This is a genomic window from Pontibacter ummariensis, assembly GCF_900188175.1.
GTDB classification, from domain to species: domain Bacteria; phylum Bacteroidota; class Bacteroidia; order Cytophagales; family Hymenobacteraceae; genus Pontibacter; species Pontibacter ummariensis.
Window position 1 is genome coordinate 37,211 of record NZ_FZOQ01000021.1, and the last position, 24,568, is coordinate 61,778.

Sequence of the window (24,568 nt, forward strand, 5' to 3'; positions counted from 1 at the left end):
TAATATTTATATAATAGCTGTTATAAGGGAAAGGCCGTTTGCAGGCTCCTGGAGGGGTGCCGCTGTTGGCACTTTTAAGGGCAAGAAAAGACTGTAGGAAAAGGTCCTGCTAGTGGTGAGCTATTCTTGCACGTCAGTCTGCTCTGCAGCAAGCGTTCCCCCAAGCTCTCTCTCTTAGGGACTCTCTTACCTTGTGAAGCAGCTCTGCCAATTCTTTAGCTTCTTCCTCAGTAAGGCTCTCTATCATGGCATCCACTTGGTGCAAATCCTTATCAATAGCTCCCAAAGCTTTCTGTCCCTTATCTGATATCAGGATATTGACCAAGCGCTTATCTCCTATGTTTGTAGTGACCTCCACCAGCCCCTTTCCTTGCAAACGGCTTACCAGCCGCGAGGCATCGGACATCCTGTCCAACATCTTCTCGCGCAGGAAGGAAGTGGACACGGGCCGGGGGTACTGGTCGCGCAGGATGCGCAGGGCGTTATACTGCTGCCCCGTCAGGCCATACTTTTGAAAGAATCTGTTGTAGCTGTTCGAAAGAAAGCCATACGTATACAGAATACTCATGCTGGCTTTCTGCCATTCATTCCGAAATGATTTGACGCCTAATTGGTTCTCTAAGTTCATAAGTGCAGTCAGGTGAGTTTACCAAGTATAGTAAAAAATAATGATACTTCCACGCTTTACAAGCCTGCTCAAAATAGTAGGTGTTGCTTTGACTCAGTAGCCTGCTGAACTAAGTGTTCCAGCAGTTGGTAAATCCTTTCGCTTGCATCCCCAGGTATCACGGGCCTTTTGACTTCATCCCCTTTCCTATTTATCATCCTATGTTTGGATACAGTACCGGACCTACTATTTTTCCCTTTTGTTGATTGGGGTGAGAAGCTATCGAAACAGAGAAAATAGGTATCTATATACTTGAAGACAAGAAAACTGGGTAAGGAATAAGATTCCTATTTATCAAGGGCTCATAAATCCGTGCCTTATGACAATTCCCTTACCCGGCTTCTTAACCTTGGACAGTTCATTAGGCCCGGAGCCTGCATCAGGATGCCTGATTGCTAGAGAACCTATCTTTTGTCGCAAGTTCAACCAATATAAGCATAGTGTGATTGAGCAAACTTACATTGGTATCAACATGTCCAAAGACAGCTTTATGGTCGCCACAAGACAAGAAAACAAAATTGCCACTTTCCTGCACAGCAACGACAGGAAGGGGTATTCGAAAGTTCATCCAGAGTCTGCCTGACTAAATTTGGTGCATCATGGAGGCCACCAGGGTTTACAGCCTGCAACTGGCCATCGCTCTCTATGAAAAAGGAATCAAGGTGTCGGTGGTGAACCCCTTGCAGATCAAGCGCTTTGCCCAAACCAAGCTCAAGCGGACGAAAACAGACAAGGTGGATGCGGCGCTGATCGCAAGCAGCAGCAGTAGCAGCAGCAGCGCATGTCCCTGAAGATGCTGGTCAAGGGCCTGAATCAGTTGCACGCCCTGTCTCAATTGGAGGAAGCGGACAAAGCTGCTCTAAAGGCTTGTAAAACGGTCTTGACAAGCATATAAAATCAAGTTGAAGAGTTGAGTGCCTGATGAAGCAAACGGCTGAGAAGCCCGCCAGGAGGAAAAAAGAGTGTCTAAGGGATTCGGTACAAACGTAGGATGAACGGGGCTTGCCGCGTCTTTAGACAGCTTCCTTGATCTCTAAAAGAGAGGCTGCTGCATCTAGGGTCAAGTTTTTGGGTTTCCCAACATAAGCACTAGTTAGTCCCTTTTTACTCTCCAAAGCAGACTTATTTCTTTCAAAAGTCAACTTTCTTTCCTTTTCGGACAGGTCAGCAAGCAGGCAAAGAGTGAAGCTATCGGCCACATGCCTTAGAATTAACTGTGAATTCCAAGAAGGAAGAAATAAAAACACCGGCCACTAACACCGCCAGCTTCTCTACTCATAAGCTGCTAATAGCAGCTGTTGTGCTGTTTTTGCCAGCAGGGTAAAAACGCACAACAGCTTAAGCATATTTACTCCTAAAAAAAGGCCGCCAGACACGCTTGAAGGAATTGGCTGAAGAAGAACTGCGTTTATCCTGCGCGAATCACCGCACCTGCTCGTAAAAAGCCTGCAGCAGCTGGCCGAATGTCAGGGGGCAGAAAACTAAAAGTCTGTCGGAAGAGGTTTAATTTTATGTGCAAATGTTGGATGAACTAGCTTGAAGCCTTCCAATAACAAAAGCTGGTCAAAAGAGTACTCTTCTAAAACGCACTAGTATTTTATTTTAAGTCTTCATATGAATTCAGAAAGAAAAGACAAAACCATTGTCCTTACCGGCGGCAGCTCTGGAATTGGGGCCGCGGCCGCAAGGATCCTTACTGAAACAGGGGCATGGTTTGTCATTCCAGGACGCTCCGGGGAAACCAAAAAACTGGCAGCTGAGCTGGATTGCGACTATTACCTGGTTGATTATTCCAGCTTTTCATTAGTAAAGAAGTTCGCACAGGACCTGCTGGAAAAGTACCCGCAGATAGATGTACTGGTAAACAACGTGGGGGGAGTAATTGCTGACAGGCACCTTACAGAAGATGGACATGAAATGACATTACAGGTCAATCACCTCTCGGGTTTCCTGTTAACAAACCTACTGAAGGAGAGACTGGAAGAGTCCAAAGCCACTGTGATTAATACCTCGAGCTTAGCCAACGTCATGGGTAAGATTGACTTTAATGACCTGGAGAACGAGAAAAGCTACAGTGCTATGAAGGTTTACGGAACTGCCAAATTAATGAATATCCTTCATGCCATGGAGATCAACAGGCGTTTTAAAGGCGTAAGCGCAGCCTCTTTCCATCCAGGTGCAGTTAGCTCCGGGTTTGCACGTGAGGGCAGTAGCCTGGTTAAATGGTTTTACGAAACGCCCCTAAAAAACCTGTTTCTGATCTCTCCTGAAAAGGGGGCTGATACCTTGTCTGGCTTATTTCCGGTGAAGCAGGAAAAGACTGGCAGCCTGGTGAGTATTACCAAAAAAAAGCCTGGCCGAATAAGCCGCCATGCCAATGCCACCAATGCCGAAAAGCTATGGGAGGCATCTGAAAAGCTCATCGGAGAAGTATAATAGTTACTTAACCCCTTCCCACCAAACCTTGGGGTGCTCCAGGGTATCACTTAGGTTTACTTTTTCGCCTATCATGGGGTGTAATACAGGCATATTCTTTTTTCGGGCCTCCTCGGTCAACCTTTTTATAGGCTCATTCCAGGCGTGGTTAGAGAGGGAAAATTTACCCCAGTGGGCCGGGAAAAGTTGCTTTGCATGCAAATCCTTCGCCGCCTGTACTACCTCCTCGGGCATCATGTGGATGTATTTCCAGCTTTTATCATACTGCCCGTTTTCCAGGATTACCAGGTCAAAAGGACCAAACCGCTCACCTATAGTTTTAAAGTGGGAGTCGTAGCCGGAATCACCACCCATGTATATCCTTTTCGTGGGAGTGGTTAATACATAAGACATCCACAGGGAAACATTTCTTTTAAAACCCCTGCCTGAGAAATGCCGTGCAGGAGCGGTATTTACCCTAAAGTCCTTTTCTAACAAGATCTCTTCGTTCCAGTCTTTTTCTATTATTTTGTCGGCATTATAACCCCAGCGTTCCAGGTGAGCCCCCACTCCCAAGCCTGTTATTACTTTTTTTACCTTAGGTTCAAGAGCCTCTACGGTTTCATAATCAAGGTGGTCCCAATGGTCGTGGGTAATGAAAAGGTAATCAATATCAGGTAAGTCCGCAGGCATATACCTGTCACTCCCTTTAAAGCTCCTCGTGGTGAATTTTACCGGAGATGCACTACCGCTCAACACAGGGTCTACAAGAAATTTCTTTCCGGCCAGCTGCATGAAATAAGAAGAATGTCCAAACCAGACAATTATATCTTCCTCAGGATTCAGGTTCAGGAGATCAATCTTTTTACCGGGCAAGCTATCAGAAGGTGTTCTGCTGGCCTTGTCTCCAAGCAGAAATTCTTTCATCATGGTAAAATAACTGGCTCCTTCCGTGAGCATGGGCGTAGGATTTAAATTCTGAAACTGCCCATTTTTGTAATTTGGAGAATTTTTTACCCTTTCCAGCCTGGGTCCTGTAGGAATACTGCCAAACTGCGGCTGCTGCATAAAGAGGTACACTGCCAGCACAAGCACCAGAATAACAGCTAAAATAACAACCAACACACTCATAAGCTTGCGCATCTTTATCTAAATAATCAACTTTTTTTAAATGTCGGACAGGCTTTTTCATACCAGCGATCTCCAGGACATCCCCTTTATACGCCCGGTTAATAGCATTGAGCATTGCCTGCCCTAACTCCAGTAAAGTGTAAATGCTTTTTTGCGCCAGTTTCCGTAATATTGGGATCATCCACATTGTGTATCTGTAATATTTAATGTTCTTCTTTTCAAGCGTAGGTGTTCCAGAAGTCTGGGCCGGATCTTAAACTTTTAAAAGAAGGCCTCATAAGGTCGTTTTCGGATTTCCCTTTTACCCTTCCCTTTTCTGCGCTATCCGTGCCTGCTCCGGACACAAAGCAAAACGTCATGTTGGTATTTAACCTGACCGGGTAGAAGCAGAATCGGTGGAGGAGGTAGGTAAGCCGGAGAAACACCTGGGGTTTAACGTTGTCACCAAACCTTTTGTTTTATCCCACTTAATGCTTACTTGCCTGCACAAAGTCTACAGCTTTATAGAACATTTTCTTTGGCGGTACTGAAAGTAGCAGGTAGTCTATTATCCTTGCAGCTACCGAAGCTATACTTTCTTTTTCGAAAAAGACCCGTAACGCTCGCCCCGTTCCTTATGTCGACTTCCTTCTGTTTGACATCCTCCCATTTTTATGACTGGCCTAAAGTGGAGAATTACAGCTTCTGACACCGGTTTAATTTTTAGAGCGTTATTTGAAATTTTCCGTAATACCATCTATTTCAAAATTGTTTTTATTAGACATAAAGGATAATTTTGTCGAATGAAAACTAATGCAAATTATGATGTGGTAAAAGCCGGCATCGTGAAAGCCAGCAAACAGGTTTTCAGGCGGTACGGGTATACCAAGGTTTCCATGGATGATATTTCAAAGGCTGCCGCGAAAGGCCGTAGCACGATATATCATTACTTCAAGAACAAAAAAGAGGTTTTTGAAGCATTCGCAATCGGTGAATTCACTGAAATTATCCAGCAGGCCAAGGAGCAAATCCACCCAAATGCATCCTTGGCAGATAACCTCCTGGTGTACAATGCCAGTAAGTTAGATGGCTTGAAGGCCTTAGCTGCTGAATACGAGGGAATTTTAAGAGATCTTAGAGAGCAGGAGGGCTTGATTAGGCAACTTGGCAGAGTACTGCTTCGGGAAGAGTCTGAAGTGGTGCGGAGCCTGCTGCTTACCGGCATGGAAAGAGGGGAAATAGCAAAGTTGAGTAAAGAAGATCTGAATCTTTTGACAGAAATGATAGTAATAGCGTTGAGAAGCTTTGAACAGGAAATCTTTATCAATAACAGAATGACTGGTTTGGGAAACCGGCTAAAATGGCTTATTGACATCCTCATCAAAGGCCTGCAATGATTTTTTTTTCTTAAAGTTCGACAAAAATACTAAAAGTGTGCAAACGTTTAAATCTGATAACCCTATGCATTGTTCAAAACTACCTTTTGCAGCTGGTCTGTTGCTAACAATACTGAGTTCGTCCTGCAGTGATGAAGCGCAGACAGAGAAGGTGTTGCAGCCTGTAAGAGTAGAAACTCTGGCGTTAGCCACTGCGCAGGCACAAGGCGGTTCCATACAGTACACCGGCACTGTCAGGCCATCCAAGGCGGTTCGGCTGAGTTTCATGGTGTCTGGAAACGTGGTATCAATACCGGTGGAGCAAGGGCAGTATGTGAAGAAAGGACAGCTGCTTGCAACCCTCGATGAAACTACCTACCGCCGCCAGTATGAGGCCCAGCTGGCGCAGCTGCGGCTGGCGGAAGAGAACTATAAGCGTGTGGCAGAAGTGTACAGCAAAGGCAGTATCGCGGAAATCAATATGCTGCAGGCCAGGTCTCAGTTTGAGCAGGCACAGGCGGCGGCCAGAGCCACTTACCAGAATATTGCTCACACAAAGTTGTATGCGCCCCAGAGCGGGTATATCGGGTCCAAATATGTGGAGGTCGGTTCGCTGGCAAGTCCGGGTGTGCCGGTAGTTGAGATTGTGGATATTTCGCCGGTAGTTGTGGAAGTGCCGGTGCCTGAAGCTGAAGTCAACTCCTATGCGCAAGGCGATACAGCCACCGTGCAGGTGCAGGCATCGGGAGGTGAAAAGAGGACAGGAACAGTGGATGAAGTGGCTGTGCTTGCAGCAGCGGGCACTCCCAACTATACTGTTAAAATCAGCCTGCCCAACCCGGAGGAGCAGCTAAAGCCAGGAATGGTAGGCACGGTAGTTTTTGAAAACAAAAAGGGCGAAGCGGCCGACGCAACAGGCAGCAGACAGATCATTGTGCCGGTTCAGGCAGTTCAGGCTGAGTTGAACGGGCAGAATTTTGTATATGTCGCCAGCCCGGATGGGCAGAAAGCCATCCGCAAAAACGTGCGCACCGGAAATTTGTATAACAGCGGCATTGAGGTGACAGAAGGCTTGCAAGGCTCCGAAACCTTGATTGTATCCGGCTACCATAAGCTTGCCGACAACAGTCCCATTCAAATCATCCGATAAACAGCACATGAAAGGAAAAAGCAACATTGTGGAATGGGCGATGCAGAACAAAGCCCTTCCGCTCACTTTGGCAGCCGTACTGGTGATGCTCGGCATATACGCGCTCTTTAACATGCCCCGGAATGAGTTTCCCGAATTCACCATTCGCCAGGGCGTTGTGGTAGGAATTTACCCGGGGGCTTCCTCAGAGCAGGTAGAGCAGCAGCTCACCAAAAAGGTGGAAGAGTACCTGTTTAGCTTCAACGAAGTGGATAAGACCAAGACCTATTCCTACTCCCGCGATGGCATGATGTACGTTTACGTGGAAGTGGCGGCGCGGGTAAATGACACCAACACCAGAGACTTCTGGAATAAGCTAAAGAACGGCATGCCCTTGCTGCAGGCCCAACTGCCGAAGGAGGTGCGGGGCCTGTTTGTAAACAGCGACTTCGGCAGCACCTCCGCCGTTCTGTTGGCTGTTGAGTCTGAAACCCGGCCCTACAAAGATTTACAGCAGCATGTAGAGGAAATAGAAGATGAGCTGCGGGGGATTGAAAGCCTGGCGAAGATTACCCGGGTCGGTACTTTGAATGAGCAGATCAGCATTTATGTAGACAACAGCAAGCTCATCAACTATGGCATAACCTCCGGGTCACTGATGCAGGCCCTGCAGCGGGAGGGGGCCATTAACCCGGCAGGAACTCTGGAGGGAAAGGTGATAGACCGTCCCATTCACTTGACATCCTTCTTCAAAACAGAGGCAGACCTGGCTGACCAGATCATCCGAAGTGACCCGAACGGAAATGTCATACGTCTGCGGGATATTGCAACCATCAAAAGGGAGTATGGCGAACCGGAATCATACGTGACGGCCAATGGAACCAAGGCCATCATCATTTCCATGGAAATGGCAGCAGGCAGGAACATCGTGCATTTTGGGGAAGAAGTAGAGGAGCGCCTGCAGCTAATTGAGCGCAACTTGCCCCCCGACATTCACATCACCAAGCTTGCCAACCAGCCAGAGGTGGTGGATGAGTCTATAGCCCATTTTATGAAAGAATTCGGTTATGCCCTGATTGGGGTGATTATAGTGGCCCTCCTGCTGCTGCCTTTTAGGGTAGCCTCTGTGGCGGCTGCTACTATTCCCATCACCATTGCCGCTACCCTGGCCATTATGTACCTGCTGGGGTATGAGCTGAACACGGTGACACTGGCAGCCCTGATCATTGTACTGGGTATTGTGGTAGACGACCCTATTGTGGTTATCGACAACCACGTGGAGAAACTGGACCAGGGCATGTCTGTCTGGGAGGCTGCCAGAAGCAGTGCGGTGGAACTGTTTCCCTCTGTGTTCACGGCAACGCTGGCCATTGCCGCCACCTTTGCGCCGCTCATGTTCTTCATGTCAGGTGTAGCCGCCGATTTTGTCGGCATGTTTCCTTATACTATCATTATTGCACTCTCGCTTTCGCTCATTATTTCGATGCTGCTGGTGCCGTACTTCAATACCCTTTTCATTAAAAAAGGACTGCACCTGCCCGGCGAAACAAAGGAAAAAGAGTCTATGCTGGATAGGCTGCAGCGTGTGTTCAACCGCCATATCAGCAATGCCATCAACCATCCTGTGCTCACCACCATTTTCGGGATCCTTGCCTTTGTGATCGGGGTTGTACTGATGGCGCTCCTGCCGCAGCAGCTATTCCCTAAAGTAGAGCGGAACCAGTTTGCCATGGAGATTTACCTGCCCAATGGCTATAACCTGCAGCAGACGGACAGTGTTGTGAAAAAGATGGAAGGAATAATGGCACAGGACGAGCGCATTGTCTCCTACACCAGCTTTATAGGTACGTCATCGCCACGTTTCCATACGCTTTACGCCCCTAACTTGCCAGCGGAGAACTATGCGCAGGTGCTCATCAACACCACTACAGCAGAAACCACCGAAGAGGTGTTGGCCGAGTACGCAACAAAATACAGCAACTTTTTCCCGGATGCCTATGTGCGCATGAAACAGCTGAACATGGTAAGTGCACCGGCACCCATCGAAGTACGCATTTCAGGCCAAGATCTGACAGCATTGAAACAGGTAGGCGACCAGGTGATGCAGATAGGGCAGCACCAGCCGGGCATTACCTGGGTCAGGACAGATTACGAGGAAATGAAGGAAGGCATCCAGCTGAATGTCAAGAATACCGAAGCAGCCAGACTGGGCCTAAGCAAGGAGGACATCGCCAATGTAGTCGCCATGAATATGCAGGGCCTGCCAGCCACGCAGGTGTGGGAAGGCAGCTATCCGCTGGATGTTTTAGTCAAGACATATGAAACGGCCAGAAATAACACGGGCGCCCTGCTGGAAACGCGTGTCCCGGTTCAGCAGTCGCAAACGGTAGTGCCGCTGCGGCAGGTGGCAGATATTTCACCGGTGTGGCACCAGGGCCAGATCGCACACCGCAATGGCGTCCGCACGCTCACCGTCAGAATGGACATGGTGCAGGACGCGGTTGCCAACAACCTGCTGGGAGAGATGCGCCCTGAAATAGAAAGTCTGAAGCTGCCTGAAGGAGTGCGCATCAGCTATGGCGGAGAACTGGAGATGCAGGAAGAGAACCTCACCCCGATGGGGCTGTCGCTACTGATGAGCGTCGTGGTCATTTTCCTTATCCTGGTCTGGCATTTCAAGCGCATCAAACATGCGCTGCTCAGCCTCATCACCATGCCACTTAGCATACTGGGCGCTGCTTTCGGGCTCATGCTGATGCAGTACCCCTTCGGCTTCACGTCTTTTCTGGGTTTACTGGCTTTGTGCGGTATAGTGGTACGGAACGGCATCATATTGATAGACTTTGCCGATGAGCTTCGTGAAAAGGAGGGTTTGTCGGTGAAAGAGGCGGCTCGTGTAGCGTCGGAGCGCCGTATGCGTCCCATCTTCCTCACCTCATCGGCGGCCGCAGTTGGAGTTATCCCCATGATTTTGAGTCGCTCAACGCTTTGGGGGCCGCTGGGAACCGTTATTTGCTTTGGTTTGCTTGTTTCAATGCTGCTGACGCTATTCGTGCTGCCCACCCTTTACTGGTTGTTCTTCAGAAAAGAAGACAATGAGGCAGCACATCAAGAGAAGGGTTTAACACCTACAGTTTAAGTATACTATTTTCAGCTATGAGGTTTTTCATATATACTATACTGCTGCTCATCGGGTACAGCAGCTATGCCCAGCAGCCCCACACCATTAGTCTGCAGCAAAGTAAAGAGGCTGCGCTTAAATACAGCAAAGCCATCCAGAACAGTGAGCTGGACATCGAGTCGGCTGAAGCAGGTATAAAAATTGCAAAAGCAGCTCATTTGCCCTCGGTAGACGTTACTGGCGTTGGTGTGTATGGCTTCAAGGACTTGGTGCCTGCTATGCCAGAAATGCTGCCAGAAGGTATCAATAACTTTTACATGGCTGGTGTGGCAGCTGTACAGCCTTTGTATACAGGCGGCAAAATCAAAAGCTATAACGAGCTGGCGGAGCTGCAGCTGCAGGTAAATAAGCTACGCGCCCAGCAGTCGGTTGACTCTGTACTATTGATTACTGCCCAGAAATACTGGAACCTGGTAAACCTGCAGGAACAGCACAAGGTGCTGGAAGCGAATGAGCGCCTGTTGGATACGCTCTTAAAGCAGCAGAACGACCTGTTGGCTTCCGGCCTGATAGCCCGCAATGACCTGCTGAAAGTAAAGGTGCAACGAAGCCGCCTGTTGCTGAATAAAAGCCAGTTGGAGAGTGGTAAGAAGATAGCGCTGCTCGACTTCAGCCTGTATGTTGGTATACCATACGATTCATCTCTTGTGATGCAGGATACATTGGCGACAGACGTGTTACCACCTTTGTACAGCCTTGGGCCGGACACATCGCTGGTGGAGAACAGTAACTACCAGCTTTTGCAGAAGATGCTGGAGGGTGAGCGGCTGCAAACAAGGCTCACCAAAGCAGATTATATGCCCACTGTTTCCATAGGAGTGAATGCGGCGCAGGCCGGCGTGCTGGACAGGGGGATCGGCAGCACGTTTGTTCCTCTCTCGTTTGGCATGGTCAGCATCCCTATCAGCGATTGGTGGAGTGAGGGCAAACATAAAATGAAGCAGCGTGCTATCAGTGAGCAGAAAGCGAAAAATAACTTTGAAAGCGTAAGCGATCAGCTGAAGGTGGGAATTACCAAAGCCTGGTATGATCTGGTGGATAGCCGCAAGGAAATTGCCTTTGCGCAAGAAAACCTGGAGCAGGCCAGCAGCAACCTGCAAGTAAGCCAGGACAACTATGCCAGTGGCTTGGCAAGTGTAACAGAGGTAATGGATGCGCAGGCTTTGTACCAGGAAGCTGCCAGCGCCCTGGCCAGAGCTTACGCTAACTTCCAGCTAAAGAAGGAGAGCTACGCCTATGCGAGTGGAATATCCTCGGGGCAGAGGTAGCATAAGCCCGTATCTCATGCAAATATATGACAGTGGGTTTACTAACAATTAAATTGAAGAACTCTTCATAGAGACGACGTGCATTTAAAAGCTATTAATAGGAAGGATCTGCACAGGCATTATGGCAGAAGAAACTCAGACAGATAAAAGATGCTTACCTTGAAGCAATGAGGACGCGAATCACTTGAAGTGGGTTAACAACACGCTTAGACAAAGTTTAGCAGCTTGGTGAGGGAGTTCATGTCTGTTTCTAAAGAACTTCCCTCTAACACATAAGTTAGTAAATGGTTTATCTGCAACTGTAACTTATCATTACATTTCTCAGAGGCTGTTTTTAATATTATTGTTGGCAGCGAATAGGAGGACTTTCGGGCTCTGGCAAGGCTCCTTTTAAGTGGCATAGCAGCACTATGGCGAGAAAATGACGAAGCCAGGTTCTGATGAATTCCCTTTGTAGCCCAATGAATAAATAAAGCAGTCTCTAATTACTACCAAGCTTATGTTAATTAATTATTAAATGTTGTACCTTTGGACCATAATACGATTTTGGTCTATTAGGTATGAGCGATAATAAAGACGAGTGTATTAAAACGGAGATTCTGAACGAGGCTCAAAAGCTATTCATCCGCTTTGGCTGGAGTAAAACTACCATGGAGGACATAGCGAAGGCCGCAGGGAAAGGGAAAAGCACGCTTTACTATTACTATAAAAGCAAGGAGCAGATCTTTGACAGTGTGGTGACGCGTGAGATGGAAGAGGTGTTCCGTGTTACGAGCGGAGAAGTAGCCAAAGCGCAGACAGCCGAGGAAAAGCTGATGGCCATTGGTATCACCAAGTTCCGGGCCATACAGAAAAATGCCAACCTCTTCAACGTCATCCGCGGGGAAGTTGAAGCGAACATTCACCACATCATGGAGCTGAAGAGGAGGTACGAGGCCCGGGAAATCAGCATGGTGCGCAACATTCTCAAGTTTGGGCTGGAGCGGGGAGAGCTTTCGCACTACACGGCCGATGATGTGGATGCTGTCGCGTTTGCCTTGGTATGTGCTTTCAAAGGAATCGAAATCGGTCTGCTGATCGAGAACAAGCTTACGGACTTTGAAGGCAGGATGGGGACGATCCACAGTATTCTGATGCATGGCCTGAAGGCGTGACCTGATTGTAATAACTTTAGTTCGTCTTGCTTTTTTAGTCTCCCATGGCAACGTGATGGTTGATAGATATAGCGATGACGCGGGTTTAGTTAGCTCTCTATGTTTAGGACTAACAAAACACAGAGAGGTGAAAATATTACTTAGTGCTAAAGTTTGTTTGTATATAACAAATCTTAACTTGTTTTATCCAATGAATCTCTAAACTGAAAGTAGAAGAAGAGTTCTATCGCTTACTTTAAATACAACAGATGAATAATATACTTCGTCAGAGAATCCTCGCCCGCGAAAAAAGCGCAGCGCAACTGGCTGCAGAGCGGGCACAGGCGCAGGGGGCTTATCCCTATTTCAGGGCCATTGAATCTGCGCAGGATACGGAAGTGATCATAGAGGGCAGAAAGGTTTTAATGTTTGGGTCGAACGCCTATCTGGGACTTACTAATCACCCCAAAGTAAAGGAAGCCGCCATACAGGCGGTGGAGCAGTACGGTACAGGCTGCGCCGGTTCCCGGTTCCTGAATGGTACACTCGACATACATCTGGAGCTGGAGCGAAGGCTGGCTGAGTATGTAGGAAAAGACGCCGCACTGGTGTTTAGCACGGGCTTTCAGGTAAACCTGGGGGTTATATCCAGCCTCACTGGCCGCAACGACTATATCGTGCTGGACGAATATAACCATGCCTCTATTTTCGATGGCAGCCGTCTCTCTTTCTCCAAGGTAATCAAGTACAAGCATAACGACATGCAGGACCTGGAGCAGAAACTCAGCAAGCTGCCTGCCGATGCCCTGAAGCTCATTGTGGTGGATGGTGTCTTTAGTATGGAAGGAGACATTGTGAAGCTTCCGGAACTGGTGGCCCTGGCCGAGCGCTACGGCGGCAGCATCATGGTGGACGATGCCCATGGCCTGGGTGTAATTGGTGAGCGAGGAGCCGGTACCGCCTCTCATTTTGGTTTAACAGACCAAGTGGATCTGATCATGGGTACCTTTAGCAAGTCTCTGGCCTCGCTGGGCGGTTTTATTGCCGGCGACCACGACACCATTCTGTACCTGAAGCACCATGCCCGCTCCCTGATTTTCAGTGCCAGCATGTCGCCGGGCTCTGTTGCCAGCACCCTGGCTGCCCTGGATGTGATCCAGAGCGAGCCGGAGCGGATAGAGCAACTGTGGGCGAATACGAACTACGCCATGAAGTTGCTTCGTGCAGCAGGGCTGGAGCTCGGACCCACAGAAACACCCATCATCCCCATCTATGTGCGGGACAACTACAAGACTTTCCTGGTAACGAAGGTGCTGCAGGATAACGGCATCTTCGTGAACCCGGTAGTGGCGCCTGCCGTGCCTGCCGATTCTACCTTGATACGCCTGTCAGTGATGGCAACGCATACCTTCGGCCATATAGAGGAAGCTGCTGCTAAATTAGCGGATGCCTTTAAGCTCTTGGGGATTAATACCAGAAATGCATCCTATGAAGCAAGTACTGCGAGTTGAGACAAAGCGGCAGCTAAAAGCCTTTATTGACTTTCCGCATGCGCTGTACAAGGACGACCCGCATTACGTGCCGGAGCTTTATATTGCGCAAAAAGACCTGCTCACGCCGGGGAAACATCCCTTCCATGAGCACTCTACGCTGCAGCTGTACCTGGCCTACCAGGATGGAAATGTTGTAGGACGGATTGCCGCCATCCTCAACAACAACCATAATACCTTTAACAATGCAAAGGATGGCTTCTTCGGATTCTTTGACTGCGTGAAGGATGGGGAAGTGGCAAACCTGCTTTTTCAGGAGGTGCGCCAGTGGCTCACGGAAAAAGGGGCTAAGACCATGATCGGTCCGGTCAGCTTCTCTACCAACGAAACCTGCGGCATGCTGGTGGAAGGATTTGACAGTTCGCCGGCGGCCATGATGCCCTACAATTACCCTTATTACATAACGCTGCTGGAAAACTTGGGCTTTCAGAAGAAGGTGGACCTGCTGGCCTACCAGTTTGGGGCCGATGGTTACAACGATAAGCCTTACCGGCTGTCGAAGGTAATCCGGGCGAGGCTGGAGCAGAAAGGAATTACCATCAGGCCCATTAGCCTGAAAAACTATAAGCAGGAAGCAGAGAAACTGCGGGAGATCTACAACTCCGCCTGGGACAAGAACCTGGGCTTCGTGCCGATGACGCCGAAGGAGTTTGACTATATGGCCAAGGACCTCAAACTGATCGTGGACCCAGATTTTTGCCTGGTAGCGGAGCACGAGGGCAAGATAATCGGTTTCTCGCTGGCTATACCGGATATTAACCAGATCCTGAAGAAGATCAAAAGAGGACGCCTGCTGCCTACGGGCATATTTAAACTGCTGACGCAGCGTAAGCAGATAAACGCTGTGCGGATAATCGCCCTCGGCGTGGTGGAAGGCTACCGGAAGCTAGGCATTGAGGCGGTGTTCTACGGAGCGGCCATGCAGAAGCACCGCGAGAAGAAGATGCAATCGGCAGAGGCCTCCTGGATACTCGAAAACAATGTGATGATGAACCAGGGGTTACTTAAGATGGGAGCCAGGCCTTACAAGAAGTACAGGATTTTTGAGAAGGCGCTATGAAAGAGCGGGTATTGATAACGGGGGCAAGTGGTTTTGTGGGCTACCACCTGATAGAGGCGGCGCTGCAGGCAGGTATGGACGTGTATGCGGCTGTACGTGCTTCCAGCGAGGTGGCTCATCTGGAGGGGTTTGGCGTACACTACACTTCCCTCGACTTTCAGGATACCAGCGCGCTGGTAAAGGAGCTGGAAGAGAAGCAGTACCGTTACATCATCCATGCGGCAGGCACCACCAAGGCAAAGCACCCGCAGGACTACGTGAACATCAACGCGGTCTATACCCGGAACCTGGCATCGGCGGCGGCAATGGCGGACATACCGCTGAAGAAGTTTGTGTTTATCAGTAGCCTGGCCGCGCTGGGGCCTATCCCTTACCAGGAGGTAGCGCCCATACAGGAGCAGAGCAAGGCACAGCCGGTAACGGCCTATGGCAAAAGCAAGCTCCTGGCCGAGCAGTACCTGGCGGAGTTAAAGGATCTGCCTCTGGTCGTGCTGCGCCCGACAGCAGTGTATGGTCCGCGGGAGAAAGATATTTTCATCGTTCTCAAGACCCTGAACCTGGGGCTGGAGCCTTACATCAGCAACAAGCCGCAGTGGCTAAGCTTTGTGTATGTGAAGGACCTGGCAAAAGCGGTGATGCAGGCGCTCGGTACAAGTATAAGCGGGGTCAGCTACAACGTGTCCGACGGCAACAGCTACGACCGTTACGCCCTGGCCACCGCCGCCAAGCAGATCCTGGGCAAGAAGGCGGTCAAGGTGCATCTGCCGCTGGGGGTGGCTACACTGATAGCCAACCTGCTGGAGACCCTGTATGCTTCCAGCAAAGCCATGCCCGCCCTCAACAGGGAAAAACTAAGCGAGCTGGCTGCCGAGAACTGGAACTGCAGCATCGAGAAAATAAGGTCCGACCTGGGCTATGTGCCTGAGTATGACCTGGAGAAAGGCCTGGCGCAGACTTTAAAGTGGTACAAAGAGAATAAGTGGTTATAGATAAGAGCACAAAAATTAAGACACAAGTACATAAGATGAAATATAAAGTAAAAAACGCCGAAGGGCGCCTGGGTATTCTGCTTCCAGGACTGGGAGCAGTTGCCACCACGTTTATAGCTGGGGTAGAGGCTATCCGTAAAGGAATGTCACAGCCAATCGGCTCACTCTCTCAGATGGGCAACATCCGTTTGGGTAAGAGAACGGAAAACCGCAACCCGCTGATCAAGGATTTTGTGCCGCTGGCAAACCTGAACGATATCGTTTTTGGTGGCTGGGACGTGTATGAAGACAATGTGTTTGAAGCCGCTGCAAACGCCAAGGTGCTGGAACCGATGCTGCTGCATTCCATCAAGCCGGAGCTGGAAGCTATAAAGCCGATGAAAGCGGTTTTCGATAAATCCTATGCCCGCAACCTAGATGGTACTAACGTGAAATTAGCAGCAACCAAGTATGAACTGGCCGAAGCGCTGATGGACGATATGCGCAACTTCAAGGAAGTGAACGGTTGCGACCGCCTGGTGATCGTGTGGTGCGGATCTACGGAAGTATATACGGAAATAAGCGATGTGCACAGAACCGTAGCTGCATTTGAAGAGGGCCTTCGCAACAATGATCCACGCATTGCGCCTAGCATGATTTATGCCTATGCTGCTGTGAAACTGGGTGTACCTTTCGCCAATGGTGCGCCGAACCTGACAGTTGACATACCCGCTATCGTAGAGCTTGCCAAAGAGAACGGCGTAGCCATTTCCGGTAAAGACTTCAAAACAGGCCAGACGCTGATGAAAACCATCGTGGCTCCAGGCCTCCAAGCGCGTGCGCTGGGCATCAACGGCTGGTTCTCGTCCAACATCCTGGGTAACCGCGACGGCCTGGTCCTCGACGATCCGGATAACTTTAAAACCAAGGAAGTTTCCAAACTGGGGGTACTGGAAGATATCCTGCACCCAGACGACAACCCGGAGCTGTACGGCGACATCTACCACAAGATCCGCATCAACTACTACCCTCCTCACGGTGACAACAAAGAGAGCTGGGACAACATCGACATCTTCGGCTGGCTGGGCTACCAGATGCAGATCAAGATCAACTTCCTGTGCCGTGACTCTATCCTGGCAGCGCCTATCGTGCTGGACCTGGCCCTGTTTACTGACCTGGCACAGCGTGCCGGCATGAGCGGAATCCAGGAGTGGCTGTCGTTCTACTACAAGTCGCCACAAACGGCAGAAGGCCTTCGTCCGGAGCATGACATCTTTAAGCAGCTGATTAAACTGCAGAACACGCTTCGCCACATGATGGGAGAGGACCTGATTACGCACCTGGGCCTTGACTATTACGAAGACTTTGTAGAGGAAGAGCTTTAACAGATCGATTAGTGATTAGAATACACAAACTAGTTTCCACCAGCCTGGGCATCGGCTACATAGGAAAGGGAGGAGGTACGGTAGCCGCTGTGGCCGTTTGCCTTTGCCTGTATGCCGCGCAATGGGCTGGTGGGAGCCAGCTTGTGCTTTGGCTCCCTATCATAACGCTGTTGTTGACGGGGGTAGGCGTCTGGTCCGCCACGGAGGTTGAGCCGCTGTGGGGCAAAGACGACAAAAAAGTGGTGATAGACGAGGTGGCGGGCATGTGCATCAGCATGTTGTTTATACCTGTCACGCTGCAGTACCTGTGCGCAGGCTTGGTCCTGTTCAGGTTCTTTGATATTGCAAAGCCGCTTTTTATAAGAAGGCTGGAGAGTGTGGAAGGAGGCCTAGGCGTAATGCTGGACGACGTATTGGCGGGCGTTTACGCGAACTTAATTTTACAGATACTTTTATACTACAAGGTTTTTTAAATGTTCACCTTCCTGAAGGCGCAGGCTGCCTCTCTGGTAGCGTCTGCTGTCGATTTTCTGGTGACAATCATCATGGTGGAACTGTGCGGCTTCTGGTATTTGGCCGGCACCACAGTGGGCACTGTATCAGGTGGTGTAACACATTTCACCCTGGGCAGAACTTGGGTGTTTCATGCTGCAGACAAAACTATACCGGCACAAGCAATCAAGTATTTCCTGGTCTGGAACGGCAGCCTGTTGCTTAATGCATCGGGCGTGTATGTGATAACGCATTACGGAGGGGGTAGCTATGTCTACTCCAAGGTTATTACGTCCGTGCTTGTCGGTTTTTTCTATAACTATTTAATTCAAAAACGATATGTATTCAAGTAGGAATATATATAAGCTATATATAAACGGGTTGCTTTTATCGCTGTTACTGGTGGTTTCAGGTGTAAATGCGACCGCCGTAATGGCACAGGGTGCCGTTACAACTGTAAAAGGCACTGTAAGGGATGCTGTTTCGAATGAGGCGCTTATCGGGGTGTCGGTTTTTGTGCCGGGCACCAGCATCGGTACCAGCACCGACTTTGAAGGCAACTACCTCATTAAAACAAATCAACCTATAAACAAGGTACAATTTTCTTATTTAGGATACGAGACCGTAACACTGGGTGTGTCGCCCGGGCAGGAGCAAACGCTGGACGTGAAGCTTAAAACCGGCGCCAAGCAGCTGAGTGAGGTGGTCGTGGTTGGCAAGAAGCGTAAGGTGAAGTACAGCAACAAGAACAATCCGGCCGTGGACCTGATCCGGGAGATCGTGGACCACAAGGAGCAGAACCGGCCGGAGCACTACGACTATGTGCAGTACGAGGAGTACGAAAAAACGCAGATGTCACTGGTGAACACGCCGGAGAAGCTGAAAAGAAACATCTTCCTGCGCAAGTATGACTTCATTACCAGCAACCTCGACACCACCGTGCTGGAGGGCAAGGCGCTGTTGCCGTTTTTTGTGCAGGAGCAGCTGGCGGAGCATTATTACCGCAAGGCCCCGGAGACCAGAAAAACGATTGTGAAGGCCGAGAAGAAAGTTGATTTCGGTGAGTTTATCGACAACAAGGGCTTTACCTCTTACATGCAGCACATGTACCAGGATATCGACATCTACGACAACAACATCACGATCCTGACGAACCAGTTCCTGAGCCCTATCGCCGATATGGCCCCTACTTTCTATAAGTTTTACCTCACAGACACCGTCACGACGGAGAGTGGCAGAAAGCTGGCAGAGCTTCGGTTCGAGCCGCGCAACCCTGCCGCCTTTATGTTTACGGGCAAGCTGCTTGTGACGATTGACGGCACCTATGCCGTGCAGAGCGTGGAGATGGAGGTGGCAAAGAGCGTGAGCATCAACTGGGTGCGCGACCTGAAGATCAACCTTGATTTCGAGAAGAACCCGGACGGGCGCTACCATCTGAGCAAGAGCGTGATCAAAACCGACTTCGGGCTTACGCAGAACAGCGATGCCGGTATGTACGGTGAGCGTGTTGTATCATACAAAGACTTTAAGGTGAACGAGCCACAGCCTGCTTCCCTGTACGAAGGCGAAGCCGTGGTGCGCGTGGAGAGTGCCATTGCCAAAGACGAGAGCTTCTGGCAGGCCAGCCGCCACGATTCCCTTACAGCCGTGGAGGCCAAAACCTATACCAACATCGACAGCCTGGTGAACATGAAGTCGTTTCAGCGGACCATGGATTGGGCCACTGCCCTGATTGCCGGCTACAAGCGCCTGGGGCCGAACATCGAGATTGGCCCTCTGAACACGTTCTACAGCTTTAACCCGGTAGAGGGGTTCCGCCTGCGCTTTGGCGGCCGCACCACCACCACATTCAGCAAGAAGTACATGCTGGAGACCTATGCCGCCTACGGGTTTAAAGATGAGAAGTGGAAGTACTACCTGGGCGGCAGCTATTCGCTCACCGACAGGTCTATCTATGAGTTTCCGGTGCGGTCTATCAGCGCAAGCTACCAGAAAGACACCAACATCCCCGGCCAGGAGCTGCAGTTTGTGCAGGAGGATAACTTCCTGCTTTCCTTTAAGCGGGGCGAAAACGACAAATGGCTCTACAACGAGACCTATAGTCTTAACTACCTGCACGAGTTCGAGAACCACTTCTCCTACAGGATTGGCTTCAAGAACTGGCGGCAGGCAACAGCAGGATCGCTGCAGTACGTGCGCAATGTGGAAACAGCGTCGGGCGAAATGGAGCCGCTGGATGTGCAAAACCTGGTAACGTCGGAGGCGTCGCTTGAGCTGCGTTGGGCACCAAACGAGCAGTTCTTCCAGGGTAAGCTGTATCGCACGCCGGTTGCCAACCGCTACCCGGTGTTTACCTTACGGGCAGCGGCCGGTATAAAAGACCTGTTCGATAGCGAGTATGAGTATCAGAAAGTTGCCCTGAACGTGTACAAGCGCTTTTACATGTCGCAGCTGGGCTATTCCGATGTGGTAACCGAAGGCGGTTATACTTTCGGGCAGGTACCTTTTCCGCTGCTGATGATTCACCGCGCCAACCAGACCTATTCGTACCAGTTGCAGTCCTACAACCTGATGAACTTCCTGGAGTTTGTCAGCGACCAGTACGCGAGCGTGCACATCGACCATACCTTCAACGGCTTTATCTTTAACAAAATACCGCTGCTCAAGAAAACGAAGCTACGGGAGTTTGTTACCTTTAAGGCGCTGTACGGCAAGGTTCGCAGCGAAAACATGCCGCAGGGCGACCCAGACCTGCTGCGTTTCCCGACGTTTGACGACGGGCGGCAGGCGACGTACACGCTGGAGAACAAGCCTTATATGGAAGCCAGCGTCGGCATCGGCAATATCTTTAACTTCTTTAGGGTAGACCTGGTGAAACGCCTGTCTTATCTGGACCACCCGAACGTTTCTGACATTGGTATTAGAGGAAGATTTAAGTTTGATTTTTAAATTCATAGCAGGTTAAGTATGGACAAAAATGCGCTTCGTGATGCCCTGCAGCAGGGTATATACAAGGTCATAAACCCCATGGTGCGGTTACTGATAAAGGTAGGCTTTACCCCTAACGCGGTAACTACCACTGGCCTGATCCTGAACATCGGGGTGGCTGCTATTTTTATAGTGGGCGGCGAAGTGAGCAACCGCGGCGAGCTCGAGTACGTGGGCTGGGCCGGGGGGCTGGTGCTGTTTGCCGGCGTGTTCGACATGCTGGACGGGCAGGTGGCCCGGCTGGGAAACATGGGCTCCACCTTCGGGGCCATGTACGACTCGGTGCTCGACCGCTACAGCGAGATGATTATGTTCATGGGCATCTGCTATTACCTGATTGCCCACCATTACCTGTTGAGTTCCCTTTTTGCCTTTATTGCTCTGATCGGCTCCATGATGGTGAGCTATACCAGGGCACGGGCCGAAGGCCTGGGAGTGGAGTGCAAGGGCGGCCTGATGCAGCGCCCGGAGAGGGTCGTGCTGATTGGGCTGTCGGCTATTGCTTGCGGTATCACCTACTCCTTTGTGGGTGCTGACTATAAAGTATACGTGGAGGGCATTCCGTTCCATGTGTTCGAAACCATGTCAGTGTTTACCCTGCCGATCACCGTGATGGCCGTACTGACAAACATCACTGCCGTTAACAGGCTGATGGATGCGAAGAAGGCGATGCAGCAGAAGGAGATGAAAACCGCATAAGTATAAAGCAGAACGTGAGACGCATATTTTTTATAGTGCTTGTAGCACTACTTTACACCAGCCTGGGGAGTGCACAGGCCGGTATGCTGCCGGGGGGGAAGCCAGCGGCTGCCCCTGATACGCTGCCTGTACCGAAGAACGTGAAGGACATGAAGTTTTTCGTGCAGCGTGACCCGAACAGCAACACCGTAGTTTATGAGCTGAACAAGACGGCGCAGGGCTCTCTCGACGAAAAAGACCCGATCCACCCATTCTGGATCAGGTATGCTGAAGACGGTGCGCAAAAGGAGCTGAACTATATCCAACGCAAATTTGCCTACGGCCTCAACACCAAGAAAACGGGTACAGATTCTTACGAGCTCCGGTTCGTTTGCTACTCCAAGCTTGTGCTACGCCTGCGCAAAGGTCCGGATAGCAAGTACAATGTGTACACCACCATCAACCAGAAAGAGGCTATTCTGGACCGTGTGTTTGTCCGCATAGAAGGCGGTACATTCTGGGTGCCCAATGTGCTGTATGTAGAGCTGAAAGGCAGGGACGCCGTAACCGGTAAAGCCTTGGCAGGACGTTTTAAACCGTAATCTTTTATGAAAAAGCAGTTTGTATCGAATTCGCAGGGGTCGGTAAGGATGTTTAAGTATGACTGGATGGAGGCTCTGTCCAAAGTACATTACACGGTTCCGCTGTACATTTATATACCCGTTATACTTTTCCTGAGCTGGCAGGCCCTGTTTGTGGCGCAACTGAGCCTGCTGGGTTTTCTGGGCTACGCCGCGCTGGGCCTGTTTATCTGGACGCTGACGGAGTACGTGCTGCATCGTTTTGTATTCCATTTTGTGCCGAAGGCGAAGTGGGCTTTGCGCCTGCACTTTATCTTCCACGGTGTGCACCACGACTACCCGAACGATGCGAAGAGGCTGGTGATGCCGCCTTCCGCCAGCATTCCGATGGCCACTATCCTGTACCTGTTGTTCTCGCTTGTGCTGTCTGGAGGTCCGCTGTACGCGTTTTTTGCCGCCTTCCTGACGGGCTATCTGTTTTACGACATCTTCCACTACGCCCTGCACCACTTTAACTTTAAAGGCTCCTTCTGGAAGAAACTGAAGAAGCACCACATGCTGCACCACTACGCCGATCCAAGCAAAGGCTACGGGGTAAGCTCCTCGTTGTGGGACAAAATTTTTAGATCCGATTTTGACAAAAAGTAATATGAGTGTAACGGCTACGGCGGCAGGGGAGAAGAAAGGCATTACCCGAAAGGCTGTGTTGGTGCTGGCGGCGCTATCCGTTGGGTACCTGCTGTTGTCTTACCTGCTGGTTGGTTTCAAAACGGACCAGCTGGTGTTGGTGGGGCTCGTAAACCTGCTGTACTTCCTTACGCCCATCACGCGGAAGTTTATTACGGGTTTCTCCATTTTTATCGTGTTCTGGATCCTATATGATTACATGAAGGCTTTCCCGAACTACTGGTTTAACCCGGTGCACATCGAGAGCCTGTACATGGCGGAGAAAGCATGGTTTGGTGTGGAGAGCGGCGGGGCTATACTTACGCCAAATGAATTCTGGCTGCAGCACAGCCACCCGTTCCTGGATGTGATGAGCGGGGCCTTTTACCTGACCTGGATTCCGGTGCCGATTGGCTTTGCCTTCTTCTGGTTTTTCAGAAACAGGAGGCAGTTTATTTATTTTCTGCTGACCTTTTTGCTGGTAAACCTACTGGGCTTTGTCGTGTATTACCTTTACCCGGCGGCCCCTCCTTGGTACGTACAGCTGCACGGGTTTGATTTTATCGCCAAAACCCCTGGCAATACAGCAGGTTTATCCCGGTTCGACGGTTTTTTCGGTATTACCATTTTTAACGCCCTCTATGCGAAAGGCTCCAACGTGTTCGCGGCCATGCCGTCCCTGCACTCGGCCTATCCGCTGATCGTGCTTTACTATGCCCTGAGAAACAACTTAAGTATAGCTGCGAAGGTTGTCTTTGGGATTGTTACAGTAGGTATCTGGTTTGCGGCCGTTTATACTTCGCACCACTATGTGCTGGATGTATTGGCAGGCATTACCTGCGCCACCACAGGTATCCTGCTTTTCAACTGGCTGATCAATCAGGATACGGCCCTAAGCCGGGCAGTAGAAAGGCTGGTCGCGGCTGTGCGATAGCAGGGGGAGCTAAGGCAGCTTCACAAACTTCATCTTAAACGCAAGAGTAATGGTACTTTCTGTACCGCCTGGCCCTCTTTCTGAGCGGGTGCGTTTGTCTCTCCAGATTTCGACTATAATCCTTTTATGGTCTGGTCGTTCTGGTTTTCTGTTTCACCAAAATACTTTAACTCATGAGAAAGATTCATATACTTCTCCTGTTTCCTGTGTTGCTCCTGACTGCCTGTGAGGACTTGTTTGAGTACCACCCGAACCAAATACGTCTGCGGGAAAGCGAAAAGAACCTGACCAAGCGGAACATCAGCCGCATTCAGCAGCAGACGCCCGGCGATACCCTCCGGCTTATTGTGATGGGGGATACGCAACGCTTTTATGATGATGCGGAAGACTTTGTAAAGGCGGCCAGCGCGATGGAGGGGGTTGACTTTGTGGTGCACCAGGGGGATATTTCCGACTTTGGGCTCGCCAAAGAGTTCAGGTGGGTGCATGACATTTTGAAAAGGCTCCCTGTGCCTTACCTGACCGTGATCGGAAACCACGACATGATGTCTAACGGCAGGGACGTTTACCAGCAGATGTACGGCGACCTGAACTATGCTTTTGTGTACGGAAAGGTAAAGTTCATCTTCATCGATACAAATGGCCGCGAGTACCGCTTTAACGGCAAAGTACCCGATGTTGGCTGGCTGCAACAGCAACTTACACCCACACCTGAGGATACCTGGGAGCAGGCGGTCATCTTCTCGCACATGTCACCGTTCGGCAGTGACTATGACGGCAAATTGCGTCTTCCGCTCCAGCAGGCACTCGAGCAAAGCGGGCGCGTGCAGTTGAGCCTCCACGGCCATGAGCACAACTGGGAGTTCTATCAACCGGAAGAAGGCAACATCACTTATCAAATCACGACCTCTATGAACAACAGGGGTTTCTCCTACATTAAAATCTGGTCAGATGGGTTCAAAATTCAACGGATGCATTACTAAGGTG

At 50.2% G+C, this 24,568-nt stretch carries 23 protein-coding genes; 18 read left to right on the forward strand and 5 right to left on the reverse strand.

All coding sequences use genetic code 11. The annotated features are described in order from the left end of the window. Positions 1–133: 133 nt before the first annotated feature. Entirely contained in the window at positions 134–628 is a 495-nt protein-coding gene (locus CHB92_RS19135; RefSeq protein WP_106219173.1) for a MarR family winged helix-turn-helix transcriptional regulator, read from the reverse strand. Positions 629–1,266: 638 nt separating this feature from the next. Here CHB92_RS19135 and CHB92_RS19140 point away from each other — a divergent pair. After that, positions 1,267–1,458, forward strand: a complete 192-nt coding sequence (locus CHB92_RS19140) for an IS110 family transposase (protein WP_089320849.1) — start codon at positions 1,267–1,269, stop codon at positions 1,456–1,458. Positions 1,459–1,680: 222 nt separating this feature from the next. Here the strand turns inward: CHB92_RS19140 and CHB92_RS19145 are convergent, their stop codons facing one another. Continuing rightward, positions 1,681–1,866: a hypothetical protein gene (locus CHB92_RS19145; protein ID WP_089320850.1), complete on the reverse strand. Its 186-nt coding sequence runs from the start codon at positions 1,864–1,866 to the stop codon at positions 1,681–1,683. 415 nt (positions 1,867–2,281) lie between these two features. On the opposite strand from CHB92_RS19145, the gene CHB92_RS19150 reads away from it, so the two are divergent. After that, the gene (locus CHB92_RS19150; protein ID WP_245842721.1) at positions 2,282–3,103 is read left to right on the forward strand and encodes an SDR family NAD(P)-dependent oxidoreductase; all 822 of its coding nucleotides are present in this window, start codon (positions 2,282–2,284) and stop codon (positions 3,101–3,103) included. Between the two features lie 3 nt (positions 3,104–3,106). Here the strand turns inward: CHB92_RS19150 and CHB92_RS19155 are convergent, their stop codons facing one another. Together CHB92_RS19155 and CHB92_RS26405 are read right to left on the reverse strand one after the other, a co-directional pair. After that, positions 3,107–4,012 carry an MBL fold metallo-hydrolase gene (locus CHB92_RS19155; RefSeq protein WP_308701867.1) on the reverse strand — a complete coding sequence of 302 codons (906 nt, stop codon included), beginning with the start codon at positions 4,010–4,012 and terminating at the stop codon, positions 3,107–3,109. Then, positions 3,963–4,394 (reverse strand): hypothetical protein, encoded by a 432-nt coding sequence (locus tag CHB92_RS26405; protein ID WP_243409697.1) that lies wholly within the window; start codon positions 4,392–4,394, stop codon positions 3,963–3,965. The genes CHB92_RS19155 and CHB92_RS26405 overlap by 50 nt, the downstream gene beginning before the upstream one ends. A gap of 601 nt (positions 4,395–4,995) precedes the next feature. Here CHB92_RS26405 and CHB92_RS19165 point away from each other — a divergent pair. The 6 genes from CHB92_RS19165 to spt all read left to right on the forward strand — a co-directional run bounded on the left by CHB92_RS19165 (position 4,996) and on the right by spt (position 13,790). After that, positions 4,996–5,589, forward strand: coding sequence for a TetR/AcrR family transcriptional regulator (locus CHB92_RS19165; protein WP_089320852.1), 594 nt, complete (start codon positions 4,996–4,998; stop codon positions 5,587–5,589). A gap of 100 nt (positions 5,590–5,689) precedes the next feature. Next, positions 5,690–6,718, forward strand: coding sequence for an efflux RND transporter periplasmic adaptor subunit (locus tag CHB92_RS19170; RefSeq protein WP_165820690.1), 1,029 nt, complete (start codon positions 5,690–5,692; stop codon positions 6,716–6,718). A gap of 7 nt (positions 6,719–6,725) precedes the next feature. Beyond that, on the forward strand, positions 6,726–9,836 hold the full coding sequence (locus tag CHB92_RS19175) for an efflux RND transporter permease subunit (protein WP_089320854.1): 3,111 nt from the start codon (positions 6,726–6,728) through the stop codon (positions 9,834–9,836). 17 nt (positions 9,837–9,853) lie between these two features. After that, positions 9,854–11,146, forward strand: a complete 1,293-nt coding sequence (locus CHB92_RS19180) for a TolC family protein (protein ID WP_089320855.1) — start codon at positions 9,854–9,856, stop codon at positions 11,144–11,146. 560 nt (positions 11,147–11,706) lie between these two features. Next, positions 11,707–12,300, forward strand: a complete 594-nt coding sequence (locus CHB92_RS19185) for a TetR/AcrR family transcriptional regulator (protein WP_089320856.1) — start codon at positions 11,707–11,709, stop codon at positions 12,298–12,300. 248 nt (positions 12,301–12,548) lie between these two features. Next, positions 12,549–13,790, forward strand: a complete 1,242-nt coding sequence (gene spt / locus CHB92_RS19190) for a serine palmitoyltransferase (protein WP_089320857.1) — start codon at positions 12,549–12,551, stop codon at positions 13,788–13,790. 13 nt (positions 13,791–13,803) lie between these two features. On the opposite strand, the gene CHB92_RS26490 is transcribed toward spt, so the two are convergent. Further along, positions 13,804–14,664 carry a hypothetical protein gene (locus tag CHB92_RS26490; protein WP_373422663.1) on the reverse strand — a complete coding sequence of 287 codons (861 nt, stop codon included), beginning with the start codon at positions 14,662–14,664 and terminating at the stop codon, positions 13,804–13,806. Positions 14,665–14,885: 221 nt separating this feature from the next. Here CHB92_RS26490 and CHB92_RS19200 point away from each other — a divergent pair, with 221 nt between their 5' ends. The 10 genes from CHB92_RS19200 (at position 14,886) to CHB92_RS19245 (ending at position 24,564) form a co-directional block, all read left to right on the forward strand. Further along, a complete protein-coding gene (locus CHB92_RS19200; protein ID WP_089320859.1) occupies positions 14,886–15,878 on the forward strand; it encodes an NAD-dependent epimerase/dehydratase family protein in 993 nt (330 codons plus the stop codon). Between the two features lie 35 nt (positions 15,879–15,913). After that, complete coding sequence (locus CHB92_RS19205; RefSeq protein WP_089320860.1) at positions 15,914–17,242, forward strand: inositol-3-phosphate synthase; 1,329 nt, start codon at positions 15,914–15,916, stop codon at positions 17,240–17,242. An 11-nt stretch (positions 17,243–17,253) separates the two neighbouring features. Next, positions 17,254–17,715, forward strand: a complete 462-nt coding sequence (locus CHB92_RS19210) for a phosphatidylglycerophosphatase A family protein (RefSeq protein WP_089320861.1) — start codon at positions 17,254–17,256, stop codon at positions 17,713–17,715. Then, positions 17,716–18,087: a GtrA family protein gene (locus CHB92_RS19215; protein ID WP_089320862.1), complete on the forward strand. Its 372-nt coding sequence runs from the start codon at positions 17,716–17,718 to the stop codon at positions 18,085–18,087. A gap of 28 nt (positions 18,088–18,115) precedes the next feature. Next, positions 18,116–20,683, forward strand: coding sequence for a DUF5686 and carboxypeptidase-like regulatory domain-containing protein (locus tag CHB92_RS19220; protein WP_245842723.1), 2,568 nt, complete (start codon positions 18,116–18,118; stop codon positions 20,681–20,683). Positions 20,684–20,701: 18 nt separating this feature from the next. Next, a complete protein-coding gene (locus tag CHB92_RS19225) occupies positions 20,702–21,421 on the forward strand; it encodes a CDP-alcohol phosphatidyltransferase family protein (RefSeq protein WP_089320864.1) in 720 nt (239 codons plus the stop codon). A gap of 14 nt (positions 21,422–21,435) precedes the next feature. Then, entirely contained in the window at positions 21,436–22,002 is a 567-nt protein-coding gene (locus tag CHB92_RS19230) for a DUF4833 domain-containing protein (RefSeq protein WP_089320865.1), read from the forward strand. A 6-nt stretch (positions 22,003–22,008) separates the two neighbouring features. Beyond that, positions 22,009–22,629, forward strand: coding sequence for a sterol desaturase family protein (locus CHB92_RS19235; RefSeq protein ID WP_089320866.1), 621 nt, complete (start codon positions 22,009–22,011; stop codon positions 22,627–22,629). 1 nt (position 22,630) lies between these two features. Next, a complete protein-coding gene (locus CHB92_RS19240) occupies positions 22,631–23,581 on the forward strand; it encodes a phosphatase PAP2 family protein (RefSeq protein ID WP_089320867.1) in 951 nt (316 codons plus the stop codon). Between the two features lie 173 nt (positions 23,582–23,754). Further along, a complete protein-coding gene (locus CHB92_RS19245; RefSeq protein WP_089320868.1) occupies positions 23,755–24,564 on the forward strand; it encodes a metallophosphoesterase family protein in 810 nt (269 codons plus the stop codon). Positions 24,565–24,568 lie beyond the last annotated feature (4 nt).

Excerpts from the sequence above, each read along its gene's own strand:
- CHB92_RS19175 (WP_089320854.1), top strand. The coding sequence starts at position 6,726 with ATGAAAGGAAAAAGCAACATTGTGGAATGGGCGATGCAGAACAAAGCC.
- CHB92_RS19155 (WP_308701867.1), bottom strand. The coding sequence starts at position 4,012 with ATGATGAAAGAATTTCTGCTTGGAGACAAGGCCAGCAGAACACCTTCT.
- CHB92_RS19185 (WP_089320856.1), top strand. The coding sequence starts at position 11,707 with ATGAGCGATAATAAAGACGAGTGTATTAAAACGGAGATTCTGAACGAG.
- CHB92_RS19200 (WP_089320859.1), top strand. The coding sequence starts at position 14,886 with ATGAAAGAGCGGGTATTGATAACGGGGGCAAGTGGTTTTGTGGGCTAC.
- CHB92_RS26405 (WP_243409697.1), bottom strand. The coding sequence starts at position 4,394 with ATGATCCCAATATTACGGAAACTGGCGCAAAAAAGCATTTACACTTTA.
- CHB92_RS19225 (WP_089320864.1), top strand. The coding sequence starts at position 20,702 with ATGGACAAAAATGCGCTTCGTGATGCCCTGCAGCAGGGTATATACAAG.
- CHB92_RS19240 (WP_089320867.1), top strand. The coding sequence starts at position 22,631 with ATGAGTGTAACGGCTACGGCGGCAGGGGAGAAGAAAGGCATTACCCGA.
- CHB92_RS19235 (WP_089320866.1), top strand. The coding sequence starts at position 22,009 with ATGAAAAAGCAGTTTGTATCGAATTCGCAGGGGTCGGTAAGGATGTTT.
- CHB92_RS19215 (WP_089320862.1), top strand. The coding sequence starts at position 17,716 with ATGTTCACCTTCCTGAAGGCGCAGGCTGCCTCTCTGGTAGCGTCTGCT.
- CHB92_RS19245 (WP_089320868.1), top strand. The coding sequence starts at position 23,755 with ATGAGAAAGATTCATATACTTCTCCTGTTTCCTGTGTTGCTCCTGACT.
- CHB92_RS19140 (WP_089320849.1), top strand. The coding sequence starts at position 1,267 with ATGGAGGCCACCAGGGTTTACAGCCTGCAACTGGCCATCGCTCTCTAT.
- CHB92_RS19135 (WP_106219173.1), bottom strand. The coding sequence starts at position 628 with ATGAACTTAGAGAACCAATTAGGCGTCAAATCATTTCGGAATGAATGG.
- spt (WP_089320857.1), top strand. The coding sequence starts at position 12,549 with ATGAATAATATACTTCGTCAGAGAATCCTCGCCCGCGAAAAAAGCGCA.
- CHB92_RS19150 (WP_245842721.1), top strand. The coding sequence starts at position 2,282 with ATGAATTCAGAAAGAAAAGACAAAACCATTGTCCTTACCGGCGGCAGC.
- CHB92_RS19180 (WP_089320855.1), top strand. The coding sequence starts at position 9,854 with ATGAGGTTTTTCATATATACTATACTGCTGCTCATCGGGTACAGCAGC.
- CHB92_RS19165 (WP_089320852.1), top strand. The coding sequence starts at position 4,996 with ATGAAAACTAATGCAAATTATGATGTGGTAAAAGCCGGCATCGTGAAA.
- CHB92_RS19205 (WP_089320860.1), top strand. The coding sequence starts at position 15,914 with ATGAAATATAAAGTAAAAAACGCCGAAGGGCGCCTGGGTATTCTGCTT.